This window comes from Ruegeria sp. HKCCA5426 (assembly GCF_013034585.1).
GTDB lineage: Bacteria > Pseudomonadota > Alphaproteobacteria > Rhodobacterales > Rhodobacteraceae > Ruegeria.
This window is the reverse complement of sequence record NZ_WQGH01000003.1, coordinates 81536-95363: the sequence shown is the minus strand read 5'-3', so window position 1 is coordinate 95363 and position 13828 is coordinate 81536. Positions and strand designations below refer to the sequence as shown.

The following is a 13828-nucleotide window of genomic DNA, read 5'->3' as shown; positions in this document are numbered from 1 at the left end:
GGGTTCTGTAATGTCCGTTTTTCTTCGCCGTAGCTGCGGCGCAGTATTTGCCTATGCCATTGTGACTCAGGGCGCGCTGGCCGATTTGACTGCGCAGGATGTCTGGAACGACTGGCAGTCCTATCTTACCCAGATGGGATATACCGTGTCCGGCGAACAATCCGTCGACGGAAACGTGACAAGCGTCAGCGACATGAGCATCGCGATGGCTCTGCCAGAGGAAGACGCCACATTCCAGATGCTGGTTCCGCAGATGACCCTTACCGAAAACGGGGACGGGACTGTGAGCGTCGGTTTCCCCGAAAGCTTCCCCATGACCGTTTCAGGCGAGGGTGAGGGCGAGACTTTCTCGGCCAATATTCTCTACACCCATAGCGGTCTTGAAATGGTTGTATCCGGCGCGCCCGAAGATATGATCTATGACTATTCCGCGGCGTCGCTTGGCATCAAACTGGATGGTGTAGAGGTGAACGGCGAAGAAATGCCAGGCGATATCCTTGGCGCCAATATGGAAATGAACGACCTGACCGGCAGTTCGCGGATGAAGGTTGGCGAAAACCGTAGTGTTGATCAGACGTTCAAGGCCGCTGGACTGACCTATGGTCTGGTATTCGAAGATCCCGAAAGCGACGAAACCGCAAAGATCGACGGCAACCTCAGCCAGCTTGATTTTGAAGGCACCAGCGTGATCCCGTCCGATTTTGACATGTCGGACCCGCAAGCCTTTTACGACGCCGGGTTCGAGTTTTCGGGCCTGTTCACATACGGCTCTGGCACGACCGCGATGGCGGGCACCAGCGATGGCGAGGCGTTCTCGATGGGCAGCGAGTCCGAGGGCGGCCGCTTTGCCGCCAGCTTTGACGCACAGCGGCTGGCCTATGACGTTGAGCAAAACAGCGCAAAACTGGCTGTGACAACCGCCGATCTTCCTTTCCCGATCGAAATAGCAATGGCCAATGCCGGGCTGAAGTTCGAGTTTCCCATTCAGCAGTCCGAAGAAATCCAGCCCTTTGGATTTGCCATCAACATGACCGATTTCACCATGTCCGACGTCCTGTGGAGCATGTTTGATCCGGCGGGCGCACTTCCGCGCGATCCGGCCACAATTTCGATTGATACTTCGGGCACAGCCAAGGTCCTGACCAACTTCTTCGATCCCGAAGCCGTAGAATCGCTGGAATTCGCCGAAGACGCGCCGGGCGAACTGCACTCTCTCAAGATCAACGAATTGCTGATCTCGCTTATCGGGGCAAAGTTAACGGGTACCGGTGACTTTACCTTCGACAACAGCAACACCGAAGAACTAGGCGGATTGCCTAACCCGACAGGGGCTGCAAACCTGACGCTGACTGGCGCGAATACACTGATCGACAAACTGATCGGCATGGGCCTGATTTCGGACAGCGACGCACTGGGCGCGAGGATGATGATGGGTTTGATGGCTGTTCCCGGCGAAGAACCCGATACGCTGAACTCGAAAATCGAGTTTACCGAAGACGGGCATATCGTGGCCAACGGTCAACGCCTCAAGTAACCATTTGTGAGAGAAGGCCAACTGGCCTTCTCTCGACGCTGCTGCCGGGCTGTCAGATCAGATTGACGGACGAAGGCACAGGCCCGATCCGGCAGGCTGATTTCCATAGTTTCAGGCAATGTGCCGTGATCAGCGACCCTTGGAGCTTCGTCGAAAACCTCACCAGGGTCCAATTTGCACCATAGTTTGAATTCCGGATTCGCCCTTGCCCGGCTTCAGGTCTTGCGAGCGGCGCGGTGCAACGCTAGGTCCAATGTATACAGACCGGAGACCTCATGACCCGAACACCTGAAGACATCAGCCAAGTCCTGTTGGAAACGGCCATAAAAGCCGGAGCCGAAGCAGCAGATACCATCGTGCTTGACGGATCATCGGTCTCGGTCGAGGTCCGTGGCGGGGCGCTGGAACATGCGGAACGGTCGGAAGGTACCGATTTGGGGCTGCGCGTTTTTCTCGGGAAACGCCAAGCTATTGTTTCCAGCTCGGACAGCCGCCCGGAAACCCTGAAGGCTATGGCCGAACGCGCTGTTGCCATGGCGCGTGAAGCACCCGAAGACCCCTATACAGGCCTTGCCCAATCTGACCAGCTTGCAACGGATTGGGACATTGAGGCACTGGAACTCTTTGACCCCACAGCTGAACCTTCTGCCGAAGATCTGATGCAGGACGCGCTGGCGGCCGAGGCAGCGGCGCTTTCCGTTCAGGGCGTTACTCAAGTTTCTGACGCGGCCGCCTCATACGGGACGCATCGCGTCCATCTGGCAGCCACGAACGGGTTTTCCGGCGGCTATGTGCGCAGCAGCCGATCCACATCCTGCGTTGCGATCTCGGGTGAAGGCACCGGGATGGAGCGTGATTACGACGGCGACAGCCGCACGTTCCAGTCAGACCTGCGCAGCCCGACTGATATCGGCCAAAGTGCCGGAGAACGCGCCGTGCAACAGGTCGGCTCCCGCCAACCCGCAACAGGGACGTATCCGGTTCTGTTTGATGAGCGTATTTCGTCATCGCTGATTGGTCATCTTCTGGGGGCCAGCAACGGCGCGGCCATCGCGCGTGGCGCATCCTGGCTGTCCGATCGTCTGGGTGAACAGGTTCTGCCTGACCACCTGTCGCTGATCGAAGACCCGCACCGCCCGCGTATTTCGGGTTCGCGCCCCTTCGATGCCGAAGGTCTGCCCACCCGACGCAGGGCCATCGTTGAAGGCGGCACCCTGACCGGCTGGACCCTTGACCTGTCCAGTGCGCGCAAGCTTGATATGGCATCAACCGGGAACGCCGCGCGGGGCGTGTCCGGCCCACCATCGCCCAGCAACTGGAACCTGAGCCTGACACAAGGGGATCAAAGCCGAGCGGAATTGCTGCGCGACATGGGCACAGGGTTGCTTGTAACTTCAATGATCGGATCGACGATCAACCCGAACACGGGCGACTATTCGCGCGGTGCATCCGGTTTCTGGGTCGAAAACGGCGAGATTGCCTATCCGGTCAACGAATGCACCATCGCAGGCAACTTACGCGATATGCTCAAACGGATCATTCCGGCAAACGACGCGCGGACATACCTGTCCCGTGTGGTTCCGTCCTTGCTGATCGAAGGAATGACACTTGCCGGCAACTGACCTGCCTCTGCTGATTGATGCCGCTCTGGAGGCCGGAAAGATCGCCACGCGCTACACGGGCAGTTCTGCGCGGCGCTGGGACAAACCGGATGGCGCAGGACCGGTCACCGAGGCTGATCTGGCCGTCAACGCGATGCTTGAACGGGATCTTCCCGCCGCCCGGCCCGGTTACGGTTGGCTCAGCGAAGAGACCGAGGATTCGCAGGACCGGTTGAGCAAATCCCGCGTGTTCATCATCGACCCGATTGATGGCACACGCAGTTTTGCCGAAGGGTCACGCACATGGGCGCATTCTCTGGCCATTGCCGAAGATGGCGAGGTGACGGCGGCGGTGATCTACCTGCCGCGTCGCGATTTGCTGTATGCGGCCGCCAAGGGACAAGGCGCGACGCTGAACGGCGCGCCGATCCGGGTATCTGGCGTCACTGATTTGAAGTCCGCCGAAGTACTGGCTGCAAAACCCAATCTGGACGCACGCCATTGGCTGCACGGTCACCCGCCCGAGTTCCTTCGCAATTATCGACCTTCACTGGCCTATCGTCTGGCGCTTGTGGCTCAGGGCCGGTTCGACGGAATGCTGACGCTTCGCCCCAGTTGGGAATGGGATATCGCCGCCGGGGACCTGATCATTCGTGAGGCGGGCGGGGTATGCTCGGACCGTGCTGGACAGCCGTTGCGGTTCAACAACCCCCATCCCCGACTGACCGGAGTTATTGCGGCTGGCACTGCCGTTCACGATCTGCTTTTCGAACAGCTTGACCCGCGGGGCTCGGGGATTATCCCATGAGCAAGCCGCGCTCACTCAGCCTTGCAGCGTATCGCATCCTGTCCTGGGGCGTGCCCAACGCGACAGACGATCCCTATATTCCCAGACCTGATGGTGAGGTGATCTGGATCCACGTCGGAGCACAGGACCGGCAACGCGCGGCCGTCGACTTTTGCCAGCGGTTGCGGCAATCCCGCCCTACACTTTCGATCATCATGTCTGCACCGCCCGAGGCGGATCTTTCCAGATGGGATGCCTGCCCGCATCCGTTGGTTAATCTGCCTGCGGAACAAACCGGTGCGGCCCGCGCTTTTCTGGACCATTGGCGCCCGGATATCGGGCTTTGGATCGGCGGCGGGCTTATGCCCAACCTGATCACCCGCGCATCCGAGCGGGATATTCCCCTGATCCTGATCGAGGCTAAAGTCGACATCAAAGTCGCACGCGGTGGGCGCTGGCTGCCGGACATTACCCGATATACGTTTGACTGTTTCCACACGATCCTTGCGACCACGCCGGACGTCGTGCGCCATATTCGCCGGTTGGGTGTCTCCTCGTCCAAGGCCGAGGTCTCTCCGCCCCTGCATGTCAGCCCCAACCCGCGCCCCTGGCCGGAAGACGAGTTGATCGAGATGACGCATGCCTTTTCGGGCCGACCGGTCTGGCTGGCGGCATGGGTTCAGGACAAAGAGTTCATCTCGGTCCTCAGCGCGCATCGTCAGGCCATGCGGATGCTGCCCCGACTGGCGCTTGTCCTTCACGTCGCCGACATTTCCGAAGCCGGTCCGTTGCACAGACGCCTGGGATCCATGGACCTGCGCTGTATTAACTGGGACGATGGCGGAACCATCGAAGACAACACTCAGGTCATCCTGTCGGCAGAGCCTGAAGATCTGGGTCTTTGGCAACGTGTCTCACCTGTGACCTTCATGGCCAGTTCTCTGGAACGCGGCGCGGGCGGACAGGATCCACTGATCGCGACCGCGCTTGGCTCTGCGGTCATTCACGGCCCATTTGTGCATCGCCATCAGCAACTGTACGATCAATTGGACCGGGCAAATGCGGCACGAACCGTAAAATCCGCGACTGAGCTTGGTGATGCCGTTGTCTCTCTTCTGGCCCCGGATTGCGCAGCGGACATGGCCTTGGCCGGATGGCAGATCGTGACCGAGGGCGCACCCCAGGCAGATCACCTGATCGACATCGTGCAGGATTGTCTGGATCAGCGGAGTTGAGTTGATGCGAGCACCTGACTTCTGGAACACCACTCCCGACAGATTGACCTTGCAAGCGCGGGTCCTGTCACCGTTGGGGCGTATTTACGCAACCGCCACCGCGCGCCGGGTAGCCTCGGGGCCGGGTCTGAACCCCGGTGTGCCCGTCATTTGCGTCGGTAACCTGAACGCGGGTGGAACGGGCAAAACCCCAACCGTGATCTGGATCATCGAACAGTTGCGCGACGCATGGCACACAACGCATGTGGTTACTCGTGGACATGGGGGGTCGCTGGAAGGCCCTGTTCGGGTTGATCCCGCCAAACATTCCGCCGCCGAAGTTGGTGACGAACCGCTGCTCCTTGCAGCATTTGCAGATGTTTGGGTCGCCAAGGACCGCGCGGCAGGTGCGCGCGCTGCCGCAGCCGAAGGCGCCACGGTCATCGTCCTTGATGACGGGTTTCAAAACCCGTCTGTTGCCAAAGATTTCTCGATCATCGTTGTGGACGCGGAGCGGGGTTTTGGAAACGGCCTGTGTCTTCCTGCTGGCCCCCTTCGGGAACCCGTCGACATTGGCCTGAAACGCGCCGATCTTGTGCTTTCGTTGGGACAGCAAAACGCGCAGAACCAGTTCGCGGATACTTGGGGAAACGCCCTGACCGTACCCCATGCGACCGGCGCGGTTGCCCCTTTGCAAACAGGAATGGACTGGGCCGATACGCCTGTGCTGGCCTTTGCTGGTATTGGCCATCCCGAGAAATTCTTTGCAACCCTTCGCCAGCAGGGTGCCACCCTCTTGCGTGCCGAGGGGTTGGACGATCACCAGCCCTTGACGCCCGCACTAATGACGCGGCTCGAGACTGAGGCGCGCGCGCTTGGGGCGCAGATGGTCACGACAGAGAAGGATGCCGTGCGCCTGCCTGCCGCGTTTCGCAGCAAGGTCATAACCCTGCCGGTGCGCCTGAACGTGAACGAGGGCGACAAAGTCAAGCAATTGCTTCTGCAGGCCGCCCCTTCACCTTGATCTGTGGCCGGTCCAAAGACCGGCCATCCCAAGACTTAACTTCCCAGCTCGTCTTCGATCAGCTTTTTGAAGTCATCGTAAGACTGGTTGTCGACCTTCTTGCCATTCACAAGGAACGACGGGGTTGCCTGGATGCCATCGCGTTCGGCATTTTCCTGATACCAGGCCACCAGCGTCTGCGCGCGTGTTCCGTCCTGAAGGCAGGCTTCCAACTGGTCATTGTCTATACCGGCCAGACGACCGATCTTGCGCAGCTCATCCACGATTTCAGCCGGGCCGCCAGCGCGGGTCCATTCGGGCTGGCCATCATAAATCAGATCGGAAATGGCAAAGAACTTCTCGGGCCCGCCGCAGCGCGCCACCATTGAAGCCCAGAGGCCGTAGCGGTCAAAATACACTTCGCGGTAGATGAACTTGACCTTACCGGTGTCGATAAAGTCCTTCTTCAGTTGCTTGTACGGCCCAGCATGAAAATTTGCACAATGCGGGCAGGTGTAGGATGCGTATTCTATGATCTCGACCGGGGCATCCTCGGCACCCAGTGTCATTTCCACGATGGTCGATGTGTCCAGATCAGCCTCTTGCGCTTCGGCGCTGCTGATCAGCGGATAGGCAGAGTTTGAATTGGACAGCGACAGCCAATAGCCGCCAGCGGCTATGGCGACAGCCGCGCAGATTCCGGTTGCAATACGGCTCATGTCTGGGCCCTTTCTCAGCGTTTTTGTTTGGTTAATACGTTACGGCCCAGACGTTCAAGGGCTGCGCGCAGATCACCGTCGTGAACATCCCGCGCGGCGCGGTCCGCCTCGGCCGCAATATCTGGTTCGATCTTGGGTTTTGGCGCTTTCGGCTTGTGGTCGAAACTGGCCTGCCCCTCGGCAAATCCGGTCGGAGCTGTCTGCGTGATACGTACCCGACTGATCGCGTTATAGCCGTAGACAGCGTTCACTTTACCGCGCAATTGTTCCTTTTGCATTTCCAGCATCGGAGCCTGCGGCCCGGTGGTCAGCACAGTCAACGTGGCCCCCATCCCGCCTTTTCCATAGCCAACCTTCACAGGTCGCGCGATCGCGGCCATGTCCTGACCCACAATTTCGGCCCAATGAGTCAAAAGGCGTGTTACGGCGAACCCCCGGCTTTCACCGGCGTGCCTGATCTGGTCGTTCAGCAATGTCGCGGTGCGTTTGAACCCGCGGGTCGAAGAACGTCTGCGCTGCATCTGGTTTCCAACTCCTGCGCCGCTATTGTAAAGGGCAAGACACTGGGCGCCAGCGAAACCCGACACGGAGATACATAAAACTTGCGTGACTCTGCCGATTTGAACGTAAGCAAGGAATTGCTGGCCTGGTATGACCGCCATGCGCGGGAAATGCCGTGGCGGGTCGGGCCCGCGGACAGGGCTGCGGGGGTGCAGCCCGATCCCTATCGCGTCTGGCTGTCCGAAGTGATGTTGCAGCAAACCACGGTTGCTGCCGTGCAGGACTATTTCCTGCGCTTCACGACCCGCTGGCCATCCGTTCAGGCTCTGGCATCAGCGCCCGACGATCAAGTCATGGCAGAGTGGGCCGGGCTGGGCTATTACGCCCGCGCCCGCAACCTGCTCAAATGCGCGCGTGTGGTGACAGATGATTACGATGGAACGTTCCCCAACACCTATGACGCCCTGCTGAAACTGCCCGGTATTGGCCCATACACGGCCGCCGCAATCTCGGCGATTGCGTTCGACCGGCCCGAAACTGTGCTCGACGGGAATGTCGAACGCGTCATGTCCCGCCTTTACGATATTCACGATCCCCTGCCGGGTTCAAAACCGGTATTGAAGGAACATGCCACCGTGTTGACGCCCGACAGCAGACCCGGCGACTATGCGCAGGCGGTGATGGATCTGGGGGCAACAATCTGCACGCCAAAGTCCCCGGCTTGCGGCATCTGCCCTTTGCGCGACCCCTGCCAGGCGCGCAGCGCCGGAACTCAGGCTGACCTGCCTCGGAAGATCCCCAAGAAACCGAAACCAACGCGATTCGGGCATATCTATATTGCTCAGGCCGAAAATGGCGACATGCTGATGGAACGGCGTCCGGACAAAGGCCTGTTAGGTGGCATGTTGGGCTGGCCGGGCTCGGACTGGTCCGACGCGCCCGAGAATTCCCCTCCGTTTCCAGCAGAATGGCAGCGGCTTTCGGGTGAGGTGCGCCACACGTTCACCCATTTCCACCTGATCCTGCAAATTTGGACCACCCAGCTTCCCCGAGGTTTGCGTCCCGAAGACCTGATTGTCGTGGAAAAACATAGGTTTCAACCCAGCGATCTGCCGACCGTCATGCGCAAAGCGCATGACCTTTGGCGCGCACGGTAACCCATTGTGCGGAATACCAGACTAGGACTAATCTTGGCGCAATCGTTCGGAGCCACTCGATGATCGCAGCAGAAACCCTCAGTCGCTGGCAATCTGCCCTCCCGTTCTGGGTATCTTTCCTGCTGATCCCGCTGATCTGGATCACCGCATTTGCGGGCGGATGGTGGGTCTTGCTGGTGCCGCTGTCGACCTGGTGGGCCTTTGCACTATTGGACCGGCTGACGGGGCTTGAGCTGGGGAACGCAGATCCCGACACCTCTGACGCAACCTTGCGATGGTATATCCTGTTGACCAAAGCGTGGGTTCCGGCGCAGTTTCTGACTCTCTATGGCCTGATCTGGTACGCATCGCATACGGATCACCTGTCATCACTGTCGAAAATCGGCCTGTTTTTTGGAATGGGTGTTCTTTCAGGCACGATCGGCATCAACTACAGCCACGAATTGATGCACCAAAAGGGCCGATTGGAACGCTGGCTGGGCGACATCCTTTTGGCGATGGTCCTGTATTCTCATTTCCGGTCCGAACACCTGCTGGTCCATCACCGTTATGTCGGCACCCCGCGGGACCCCGTAACCGCGCGCTATAACGAGGGGTTTCACCGGTTCTACCCCCGCGTTTTGCGCCAATGCCTGATGTCGGCGTTTCGCGCCGAAAAGGACAAGCTGGCGCGCAAGAGCCGCCCCTGGACCGACCTCGCCAACCCCTTCTGGCGGTATTGGGCATTACAAGGCGGGATGCTGTTGCTGGCATTTCTGATTGGTGGCTGGTCGGGATTGGCCCTATTCCTGCTTCAGGCAGGCGTCGCTATCTGGCAGCTTGAGCTGGTCAACTATGTCGAACACTATGGCCTGACGCGCAAACACCTGGGTGATGGAAAATACGAACACGTTCTGCCGCGCCATTCGTGGAACGCATCGCAAAAGGCGTCCAACTGGCTGCTGATCAACCTGCAAAGGCACTCGGATCACCATTACAAACCCAACCGCCGGTTTCCGCTGTTGCAACATCACTCGGAAGACACTGCGCCGCAACTTCCATTTGGCTATCCGGTGATGACGGTCGCCGCGATGGTCCCACCACTTTGGCGCCGGGTCATGAACCCGCGTGTTCGGGCCTGGCGACGGCAATATTATCCAGAAATCACCGATTGGGCGCCCTACAACGCGTCGCGAAATCCTTTGCCAAGGGCCTGACCGCAGCGCGCATCAGCGCGCTGCCCGGCCCAACGAATTTGTTCGCACCTTTGATGCACATGAAATCGGCGGGAGACCGCCCCTATAGCACCCAGACGTCCATCCGCTCCTCGACACCGCGTACTGTCTGGTTTTCGTACTTGGCAAAACCTTCCATCACTTCCGGTAGGTTTTGGCCTTCTTGTTGCAATTGCACGTTTATTGCATCACTCAGAACGGCACGCGCGCCGAACTCGCGGGTCAATGCCTCCAGCTTGGCGGCAACGTTGACCGCATCGCCAATGACGGCGAACTCCAGCCTGTTTGCCCCGATGTCACCCAGAACGACCGAACCATAGTGGACACCAATGCCCACTTGAATTTCGGGCTCACCCTGACGATTTCGTTCGACGTTCCAACGGTCGACTACACGCACCATGTCGCGGGCGCAGGCCACAGCGTTCGTGGCATCCAGCGGGGTTGGGACCGGAGTTCCAAACGTGGCCATCAACCCGTCGCCCAGATACTTGTCCAATGTCCCATGATGCCGAAAGACCTCGGTCTCCATGCGGGCGTGAAAACCGCGTAGAACCTCGATCACCTCATAAGGGTCGCGCCCGGCGGCGTATTTGGTAAATCCGACAATATCAATGAACAGAACCGCAATATTTTCCTTACGCACCTGTTTGAGGGGTTCGTCATTCTGGCTTAACTGATCGACGACATTTGGCGAGAAATACCGGGACAGGTTTGCACGCTCTCGCTCCAGACCGGCATTGGTCAACAGCAGTTGATTGAGACGCCGCATCGAGATGCCAAGCGTTACAGCAACCATCATAAACACGATCACCTGCTGAACCCGCTGCGACGGCATAAAGCTGTTGGGGTCAAGCAGTTCAGCCACATCCGGGTAACCTGACAAAGCCTGCGCGACACGTTCACTAATGCCCGGTATCGGGGTCGAGACCCACCACGCAATCAGCCAGCCCGCTGTCCACATCAACGCAGTCCACGACCCGATTGCAACAACCGTGCGCCATGAATAGGCCAGCGTACCTGCGGCCAGAATAATGAAGAAATACTGAAAGTTGTCGAACCGGTACTGCATGGCCAATGGCCGCACGTCATCGCTGAACGGGTTGGGCACGATCATGCCCAAGGTCATGATCACAAGGTCCACGAAGATCAGCAGAAGTTCGGTGCGCGATTGCCCAACCTGACCAGCCCTGCGGATCAACCAGCCGTTTGCGCAAATCAATAGCAGAATGAAATGATACCACATCACTTCCCAATGCGGGTTCAGGAAGATCAACAATATTCCCGTCAGACCCATGGCGATCCAACGCGCCCTGACCGCCAGCTCCAGCCCTTCGCGCTTGTGCCGTTCTAACGCGGCTTCGGTATATTTGTTATCCAGATCGTACTGATCCGGGCGCGTCACAAAAAATCGACTGAACCGAGTTTCGTTTGCTGCGGTGTCCGACATGACTGAAGCTCCTTCGGTGCATTGCACATCCTAGAAGTCTCACATCGAAAGGGGAATGCGAAAAACAAAAGACCCCGCCGAGATCGGCGGGGCAAGGCTTAGTGCCTTGTGTCAGGCCACAGGCACCGGCGGTATTCGTGAAATCAGTTATGCATCTCTGATCGGATCTGCTGACGCAGCACGTCGATCGGTACGGTCTTTCCGTCGCGCTTGAAGCACCAATAGGTCCAGCCGTTGCAGGACGGCGCATTTTCCAGATGCGCCCCAACCTGATGGATCGAGCCTTTGACGTTGTCGCCCACCAACGTGCCATCGGCGCGGACCTTGGCCTTGTGGCGCTGGTTCATAGAGTACAATTCCTCACCCGGGCGTAGCATCCCGCGTTCGACCAACTGGCCGAACGGTACGCGCGGCTCGGCGCGTTTGCTGGTGCTGACCTCCAACGCCTCGCGGTCAAATTTACGGACCTTGGCGATGCGTTTCTCGGCCACCTTGCGATAGCTTTCCTCGCGTTCGATGCCGATAAACTCACGCCCCAACATCTTGGCGACGGCACCCGTTGTCCCCGTGCCGAAGAACGGATCCAGCACCACATCACCGGGATTGGTCGAGCCAATCAGTACCCGATGCAACAGCGATTCCGGCTTTTGCGTCGGATGTGCCTTGTCGCCGTTTTCATCTTTCAGACGTTCATGCCCTGTGCAGATCGGCAGCACCCAGTCGCTGCGCATCTGCACACCTTCATTCAGGGCCTTCAGCGCCTCATAATTGAACGTGTATTTCGCGCCCTCGCGCTTGGACGCCCAGATCATCGTCTCATGCGCGTTGGTGAACCGCTTGCCACGGAAATTCGGCATCGGGTTCGACTTGCGCCACACCACGTCGTTCAAAATCCAGTATCCCGCGTCCTGCAGGGCCGAGCCCACACGGAAGATGTTGTGATACGAGCCGATCACCCAGATTGCGCCGTTAGGCTTTAGCAGCCGATGCGCTGCCTTCAGCCAATCGCGCGTGAATTGGTCATAGACCGCAAAGCTGGAAAACTGATCCCAGTGGTCATCAACCGCATCCACCTGACTGTTATCAGGCCGGTGTAACTGACCTTTCAACTGCAAATTATAGGGTGGGTCCGCAAAGATCAGGTCAACCGATGCCTCGGGCAGACTGTTCATCACGTCGATGCAGTCACCGGATAGAATCGTGTTTAAAGGGAGCGCTTTTGCGCCCTTTTTGGTGGTTGTCGTCATTATACTGCCTCAAGTATCCACGGCGCTTTTGCGCTCATTTGGTTGATACAAGGATGAGTCAAAGACGATTCGCCGTCAATTTCTTTTTTGAATCAGCGACTTACGATTTACTCTTGATACAATATATTGTGTACAGGTTTAAACGAACGTCTATGGTGTGGGGTCACACCAAGATTTTGCAGCGCCTCCCTGTGTTGTTTTGACGGGTAACCGGCGTTTGTCTCCCATCCATAGCCGGGATGCTGTTGCGCCAAATCCACCATCACCTGATCGCGCCAGTTTTTTGCAATGATAGATGCGGCTGCAATCGACACCGAGTGCGCATCGCCTTTAACCACGGCCTGAGAAGGGATCGTCAGCCCGTGCGGAATCAGGTTTCCATCAATCAAAAGATAGTCTGGCGGCGGGTCCAGCGCGGCCACAGCCCGTTCCATCGCAAGATGCGAGGCACGCAAGATGTTGTGTTCGTCGATCTCAGCAACACTTGCTTCGGCTATTGCGAACTCAGCCCGCGCGCGTATTTCGGCATCCAGACCGGCACGGCGCTTGGCAGTCAGCTTCTTTGAATCGTTCAGCCCCTCGGGTATGTCATCGGCGTTCAGGATCACCGCCGCAGCAACCACCGGGCCTGCCAACGGACCACGGCCAACCTCATCCACACCCGCGATCCGTTCATAGCCCTGCGCAATGGCCGCTTTTTCCAATTCATAATCAGGTTTCGTCATGCCTTGGAAAGACCGTGTTTCAAGACCGATCGCAAGCAAAAAGGAAGGGGCAGACTGCGCTGCCCCCCTTCCCCGCGGCGCTTCTGTGACGCCGCTCCTGCTCGAACGCGATTACTGGTAAACCACGCGGTATCCTTTTTGGCGTAGGCAGGCAGGCTCATAAGCGCGCTTGACCTTTTTGCCGTTCCAGAAACCGACCTTGCACTCTTGCGGCAGGCTTTTGACATGCTTGTAATGCTTCTTCAGACACCCAGGCCCCAGCAGCGGACGCTTTGCCGAATATCTATCGAATGTGCGCAGGCATTTTTGTGGCAAGTCATATTTGGCAACACGGCCCGGTAGCGGACGCATAGGATAATAAGAGGGGTCGGGCTTGGCCTTGTAGACAGGTGCCCGGTTTCGGCTGGCGCGCTCTTTTTCTTTCTCTTTGTTGTAGTAGTGGACACCAGCGCTGATCAGCGCGATGGCGGCCAACCCTCCGAGTATATCCCTGGCATCTGCGGCCCGCGCCTGAGACACAGAAACGCCGGTGATGGCAATTGCCGTGGCCACGATCAGAGCAATGAATTTCCGGTGCATGGTATTTGTCCTTTTCCAAGTGCTAGGGCGATCCGGCGCGGTGGCCGTTTTCCTTACCTCAACACTGGTCGCAGCCCTGAAAGACACGCAATAACGGGCG

Annotated in this window: 13 protein-coding genes; 7 read left to right on the top strand and 6 right to left on the bottom strand. The window is 58.4% G+C overall.

The window, feature by feature from the left end:
• The first annotated feature begins 10 nt into the window (after positions 1–10).
• From GOV87_RS05590 to lpxK, 5 genes are all read left to right on the top strand, one after another.
• Positions 11–1534 (top strand): DUF2125 domain-containing protein, encoded by a 1524-nt coding sequence (locus tag GOV87_RS05590; protein WP_171211129.1) that lies wholly within the window; start codon positions 11–13, stop codon positions 1532–1534.
• Between the two features lie 275 nt (positions 1535–1809).
• Positions 1810–3156 carry a TldD/PmbA family protein gene (locus GOV87_RS05585; RefSeq protein WP_171211128.1) on the top strand — a complete coding sequence of 449 codons (1347 nt, stop codon included), beginning with the start codon at positions 1810–1812 and terminating at the stop codon, positions 3154–3156.
• Positions 3143–3943 carry a 3'(2'),5'-bisphosphate nucleotidase CysQ gene (locus tag GOV87_RS05580; protein WP_171211127.1) on the top strand — a complete coding sequence of 267 codons (801 nt, stop codon included), beginning with the start codon at positions 3143–3145 and terminating at the stop codon, positions 3941–3943. The genes GOV87_RS05585 and GOV87_RS05580 overlap by 14 nt, the downstream gene beginning before the upstream one ends.
• Positions 3940–5157: a 3-deoxy-D-manno-octulosonic acid transferase gene (locus GOV87_RS05575; RefSeq protein WP_171211126.1), complete on the top strand. Its 1218-nt coding sequence runs from the start codon at positions 3940–3942 to the stop codon at positions 5155–5157. The genes GOV87_RS05580 and GOV87_RS05575 overlap by 4 nt, the downstream gene beginning before the upstream one ends.
• A 4-nt stretch (positions 5158–5161) precedes the next feature.
• Positions 5162–6160 carry a tetraacyldisaccharide 4'-kinase gene (lpxK, locus tag GOV87_RS05570; protein WP_171211125.1) on the top strand — a complete coding sequence of 333 codons (999 nt, stop codon included), beginning with the start codon at positions 5162–5164 and terminating at the stop codon, positions 6158–6160.
• Positions 6161–6195: 35 nt separating this feature from the next.
• Here the strand turns inward: lpxK and GOV87_RS05565 are convergent, their stop codons facing one another.
• Together GOV87_RS05565 and GOV87_RS05560 are read right to left on the bottom strand one after the other, a co-directional pair.
• The gene (locus GOV87_RS05565) at positions 6196–6858 is read right to left on the bottom strand and encodes a DsbA family protein (protein ID WP_171124488.1); all 663 of its coding nucleotides are present in this window, start codon (positions 6856–6858) and stop codon (positions 6196–6198) included.
• A gap of 14 nt (positions 6859–6872) precedes the next feature.
• Complete coding sequence (locus tag GOV87_RS05560) at positions 6873–7379, bottom strand: DUF721 domain-containing protein (RefSeq protein ID WP_171211124.1); 507 nt, start codon at positions 7377–7379, stop codon at positions 6873–6875.
• Positions 7380–7460: 81 nt separating this feature from the next.
• Here GOV87_RS05560 and mutY point away from each other — a divergent pair, with 81 nt between their 5' ends.
• Together mutY and GOV87_RS05550 are read left to right on the top strand one after the other, a co-directional pair.
• Positions 7461–8516, top strand: a complete 1056-nt coding sequence (gene mutY, locus GOV87_RS05555) for an A/G-specific adenine glycosylase (RefSeq protein ID WP_171211123.1) — start codon at positions 7461–7463, stop codon at positions 8514–8516.
• Positions 8517–8575: 59 nt separating this feature from the next.
• Complete coding sequence (locus tag GOV87_RS05550) at positions 8576–9712, top strand: alkane 1-monooxygenase (RefSeq protein WP_171211122.1); 1137 nt, start codon at positions 8576–8578, stop codon at positions 9710–9712.
• Positions 9713–9794: 82 nt separating this feature from the next.
• Here the strand turns inward: GOV87_RS05550 and GOV87_RS05545 are convergent, their stop codons facing one another.
• From GOV87_RS05545 to GOV87_RS05530, 4 genes are all read right to left on the bottom strand, one after another.
• Positions 9795–11177, bottom strand: a complete 1383-nt coding sequence (locus GOV87_RS05545) for an adenylate/guanylate cyclase domain-containing protein (RefSeq protein ID WP_171211121.1) — start codon at positions 11175–11177, stop codon at positions 9795–9797.
• 143 nt (positions 11178–11320) lie between these two features.
• Entirely contained in the window at positions 11321–12424 is a 1104-nt protein-coding gene (locus GOV87_RS05540) for a site-specific DNA-methyltransferase (protein ID WP_171124496.1), read from the bottom strand.
• Positions 12425–12531: 107 nt separating this feature from the next.
• The gene (locus tag GOV87_RS05535; protein ID WP_171211120.1) at positions 12532–13149 is read right to left on the bottom strand and encodes a ribonuclease HII; all 618 of its coding nucleotides are present in this window, start codon (positions 13147–13149) and stop codon (positions 12532–12534) included.
• 111 nt (positions 13150–13260) lie between these two features.
• Complete coding sequence (locus GOV87_RS05530; protein ID WP_171211119.1) at positions 13261–13728, bottom strand: hypothetical protein; 468 nt, start codon at positions 13726–13728, stop codon at positions 13261–13263.
• Positions 13729–13828 lie beyond the last annotated feature (100 nt).

Coding starts and splice junctions, on each gene's coding strand:
- GOV87_RS05590 (WP_171211129.1), top strand. CDS start 11: ATGTCCGTTTTTCTTCGCCGTAGCTGCGGCGCAGTATTTGCCTATGCC.
- GOV87_RS05585 (WP_171211128.1), top strand. CDS start 1,810: ATGACCCGAACACCTGAAGACATCAGCCAAGTCCTGTTGGAAACGGCC.
- GOV87_RS05575 (WP_171211126.1), top strand. CDS start 3,940: ATGAGCAAGCCGCGCTCACTCAGCCTTGCAGCGTATCGCATCCTGTCC.
- lpxK (WP_171211125.1), top strand. CDS start 5,162: ATGCGAGCACCTGACTTCTGGAACACCACTCCCGACAGATTGACCTTG.
- GOV87_RS05565 (WP_171124488.1), bottom strand. CDS start 6,858: ATGAGCCGTATTGCAACCGGAATCTGCGCGGCTGTCGCCATAGCCGCT.
- GOV87_RS05560 (WP_171211124.1), bottom strand. CDS start 7,379: ATGCAGCGCAGACGTTCTTCGACCCGCGGGTTCAAACGCACCGCGACA.
- GOV87_RS05550 (WP_171211122.1), top strand. CDS start 8,576: ATGATCGCAGCAGAAACCCTCAGTCGCTGGCAATCTGCCCTCCCGTTC.
- GOV87_RS05545 (WP_171211121.1), bottom strand. CDS start 11,177: ATGTCGGACACCGCAGCAAACGAAACTCGGTTCAGTCGATTTTTTGTG.
- GOV87_RS05540 (WP_171124496.1), bottom strand. CDS start 12,424: ATGACGACAACCACCAAAAAGGGCGCAAAAGCGCTCCCTTTAAACACG.
- GOV87_RS05535 (WP_171211120.1), bottom strand. CDS start 13,149: ATGACGAAACCTGATTATGAATTGGAAAAAGCGGCCATTGCGCAGGGC.
- GOV87_RS05530 (WP_171211119.1), bottom strand. CDS start 13,728: ATGCACCGGAAATTCATTGCTCTGATCGTGGCCACGGCAATTGCCATC.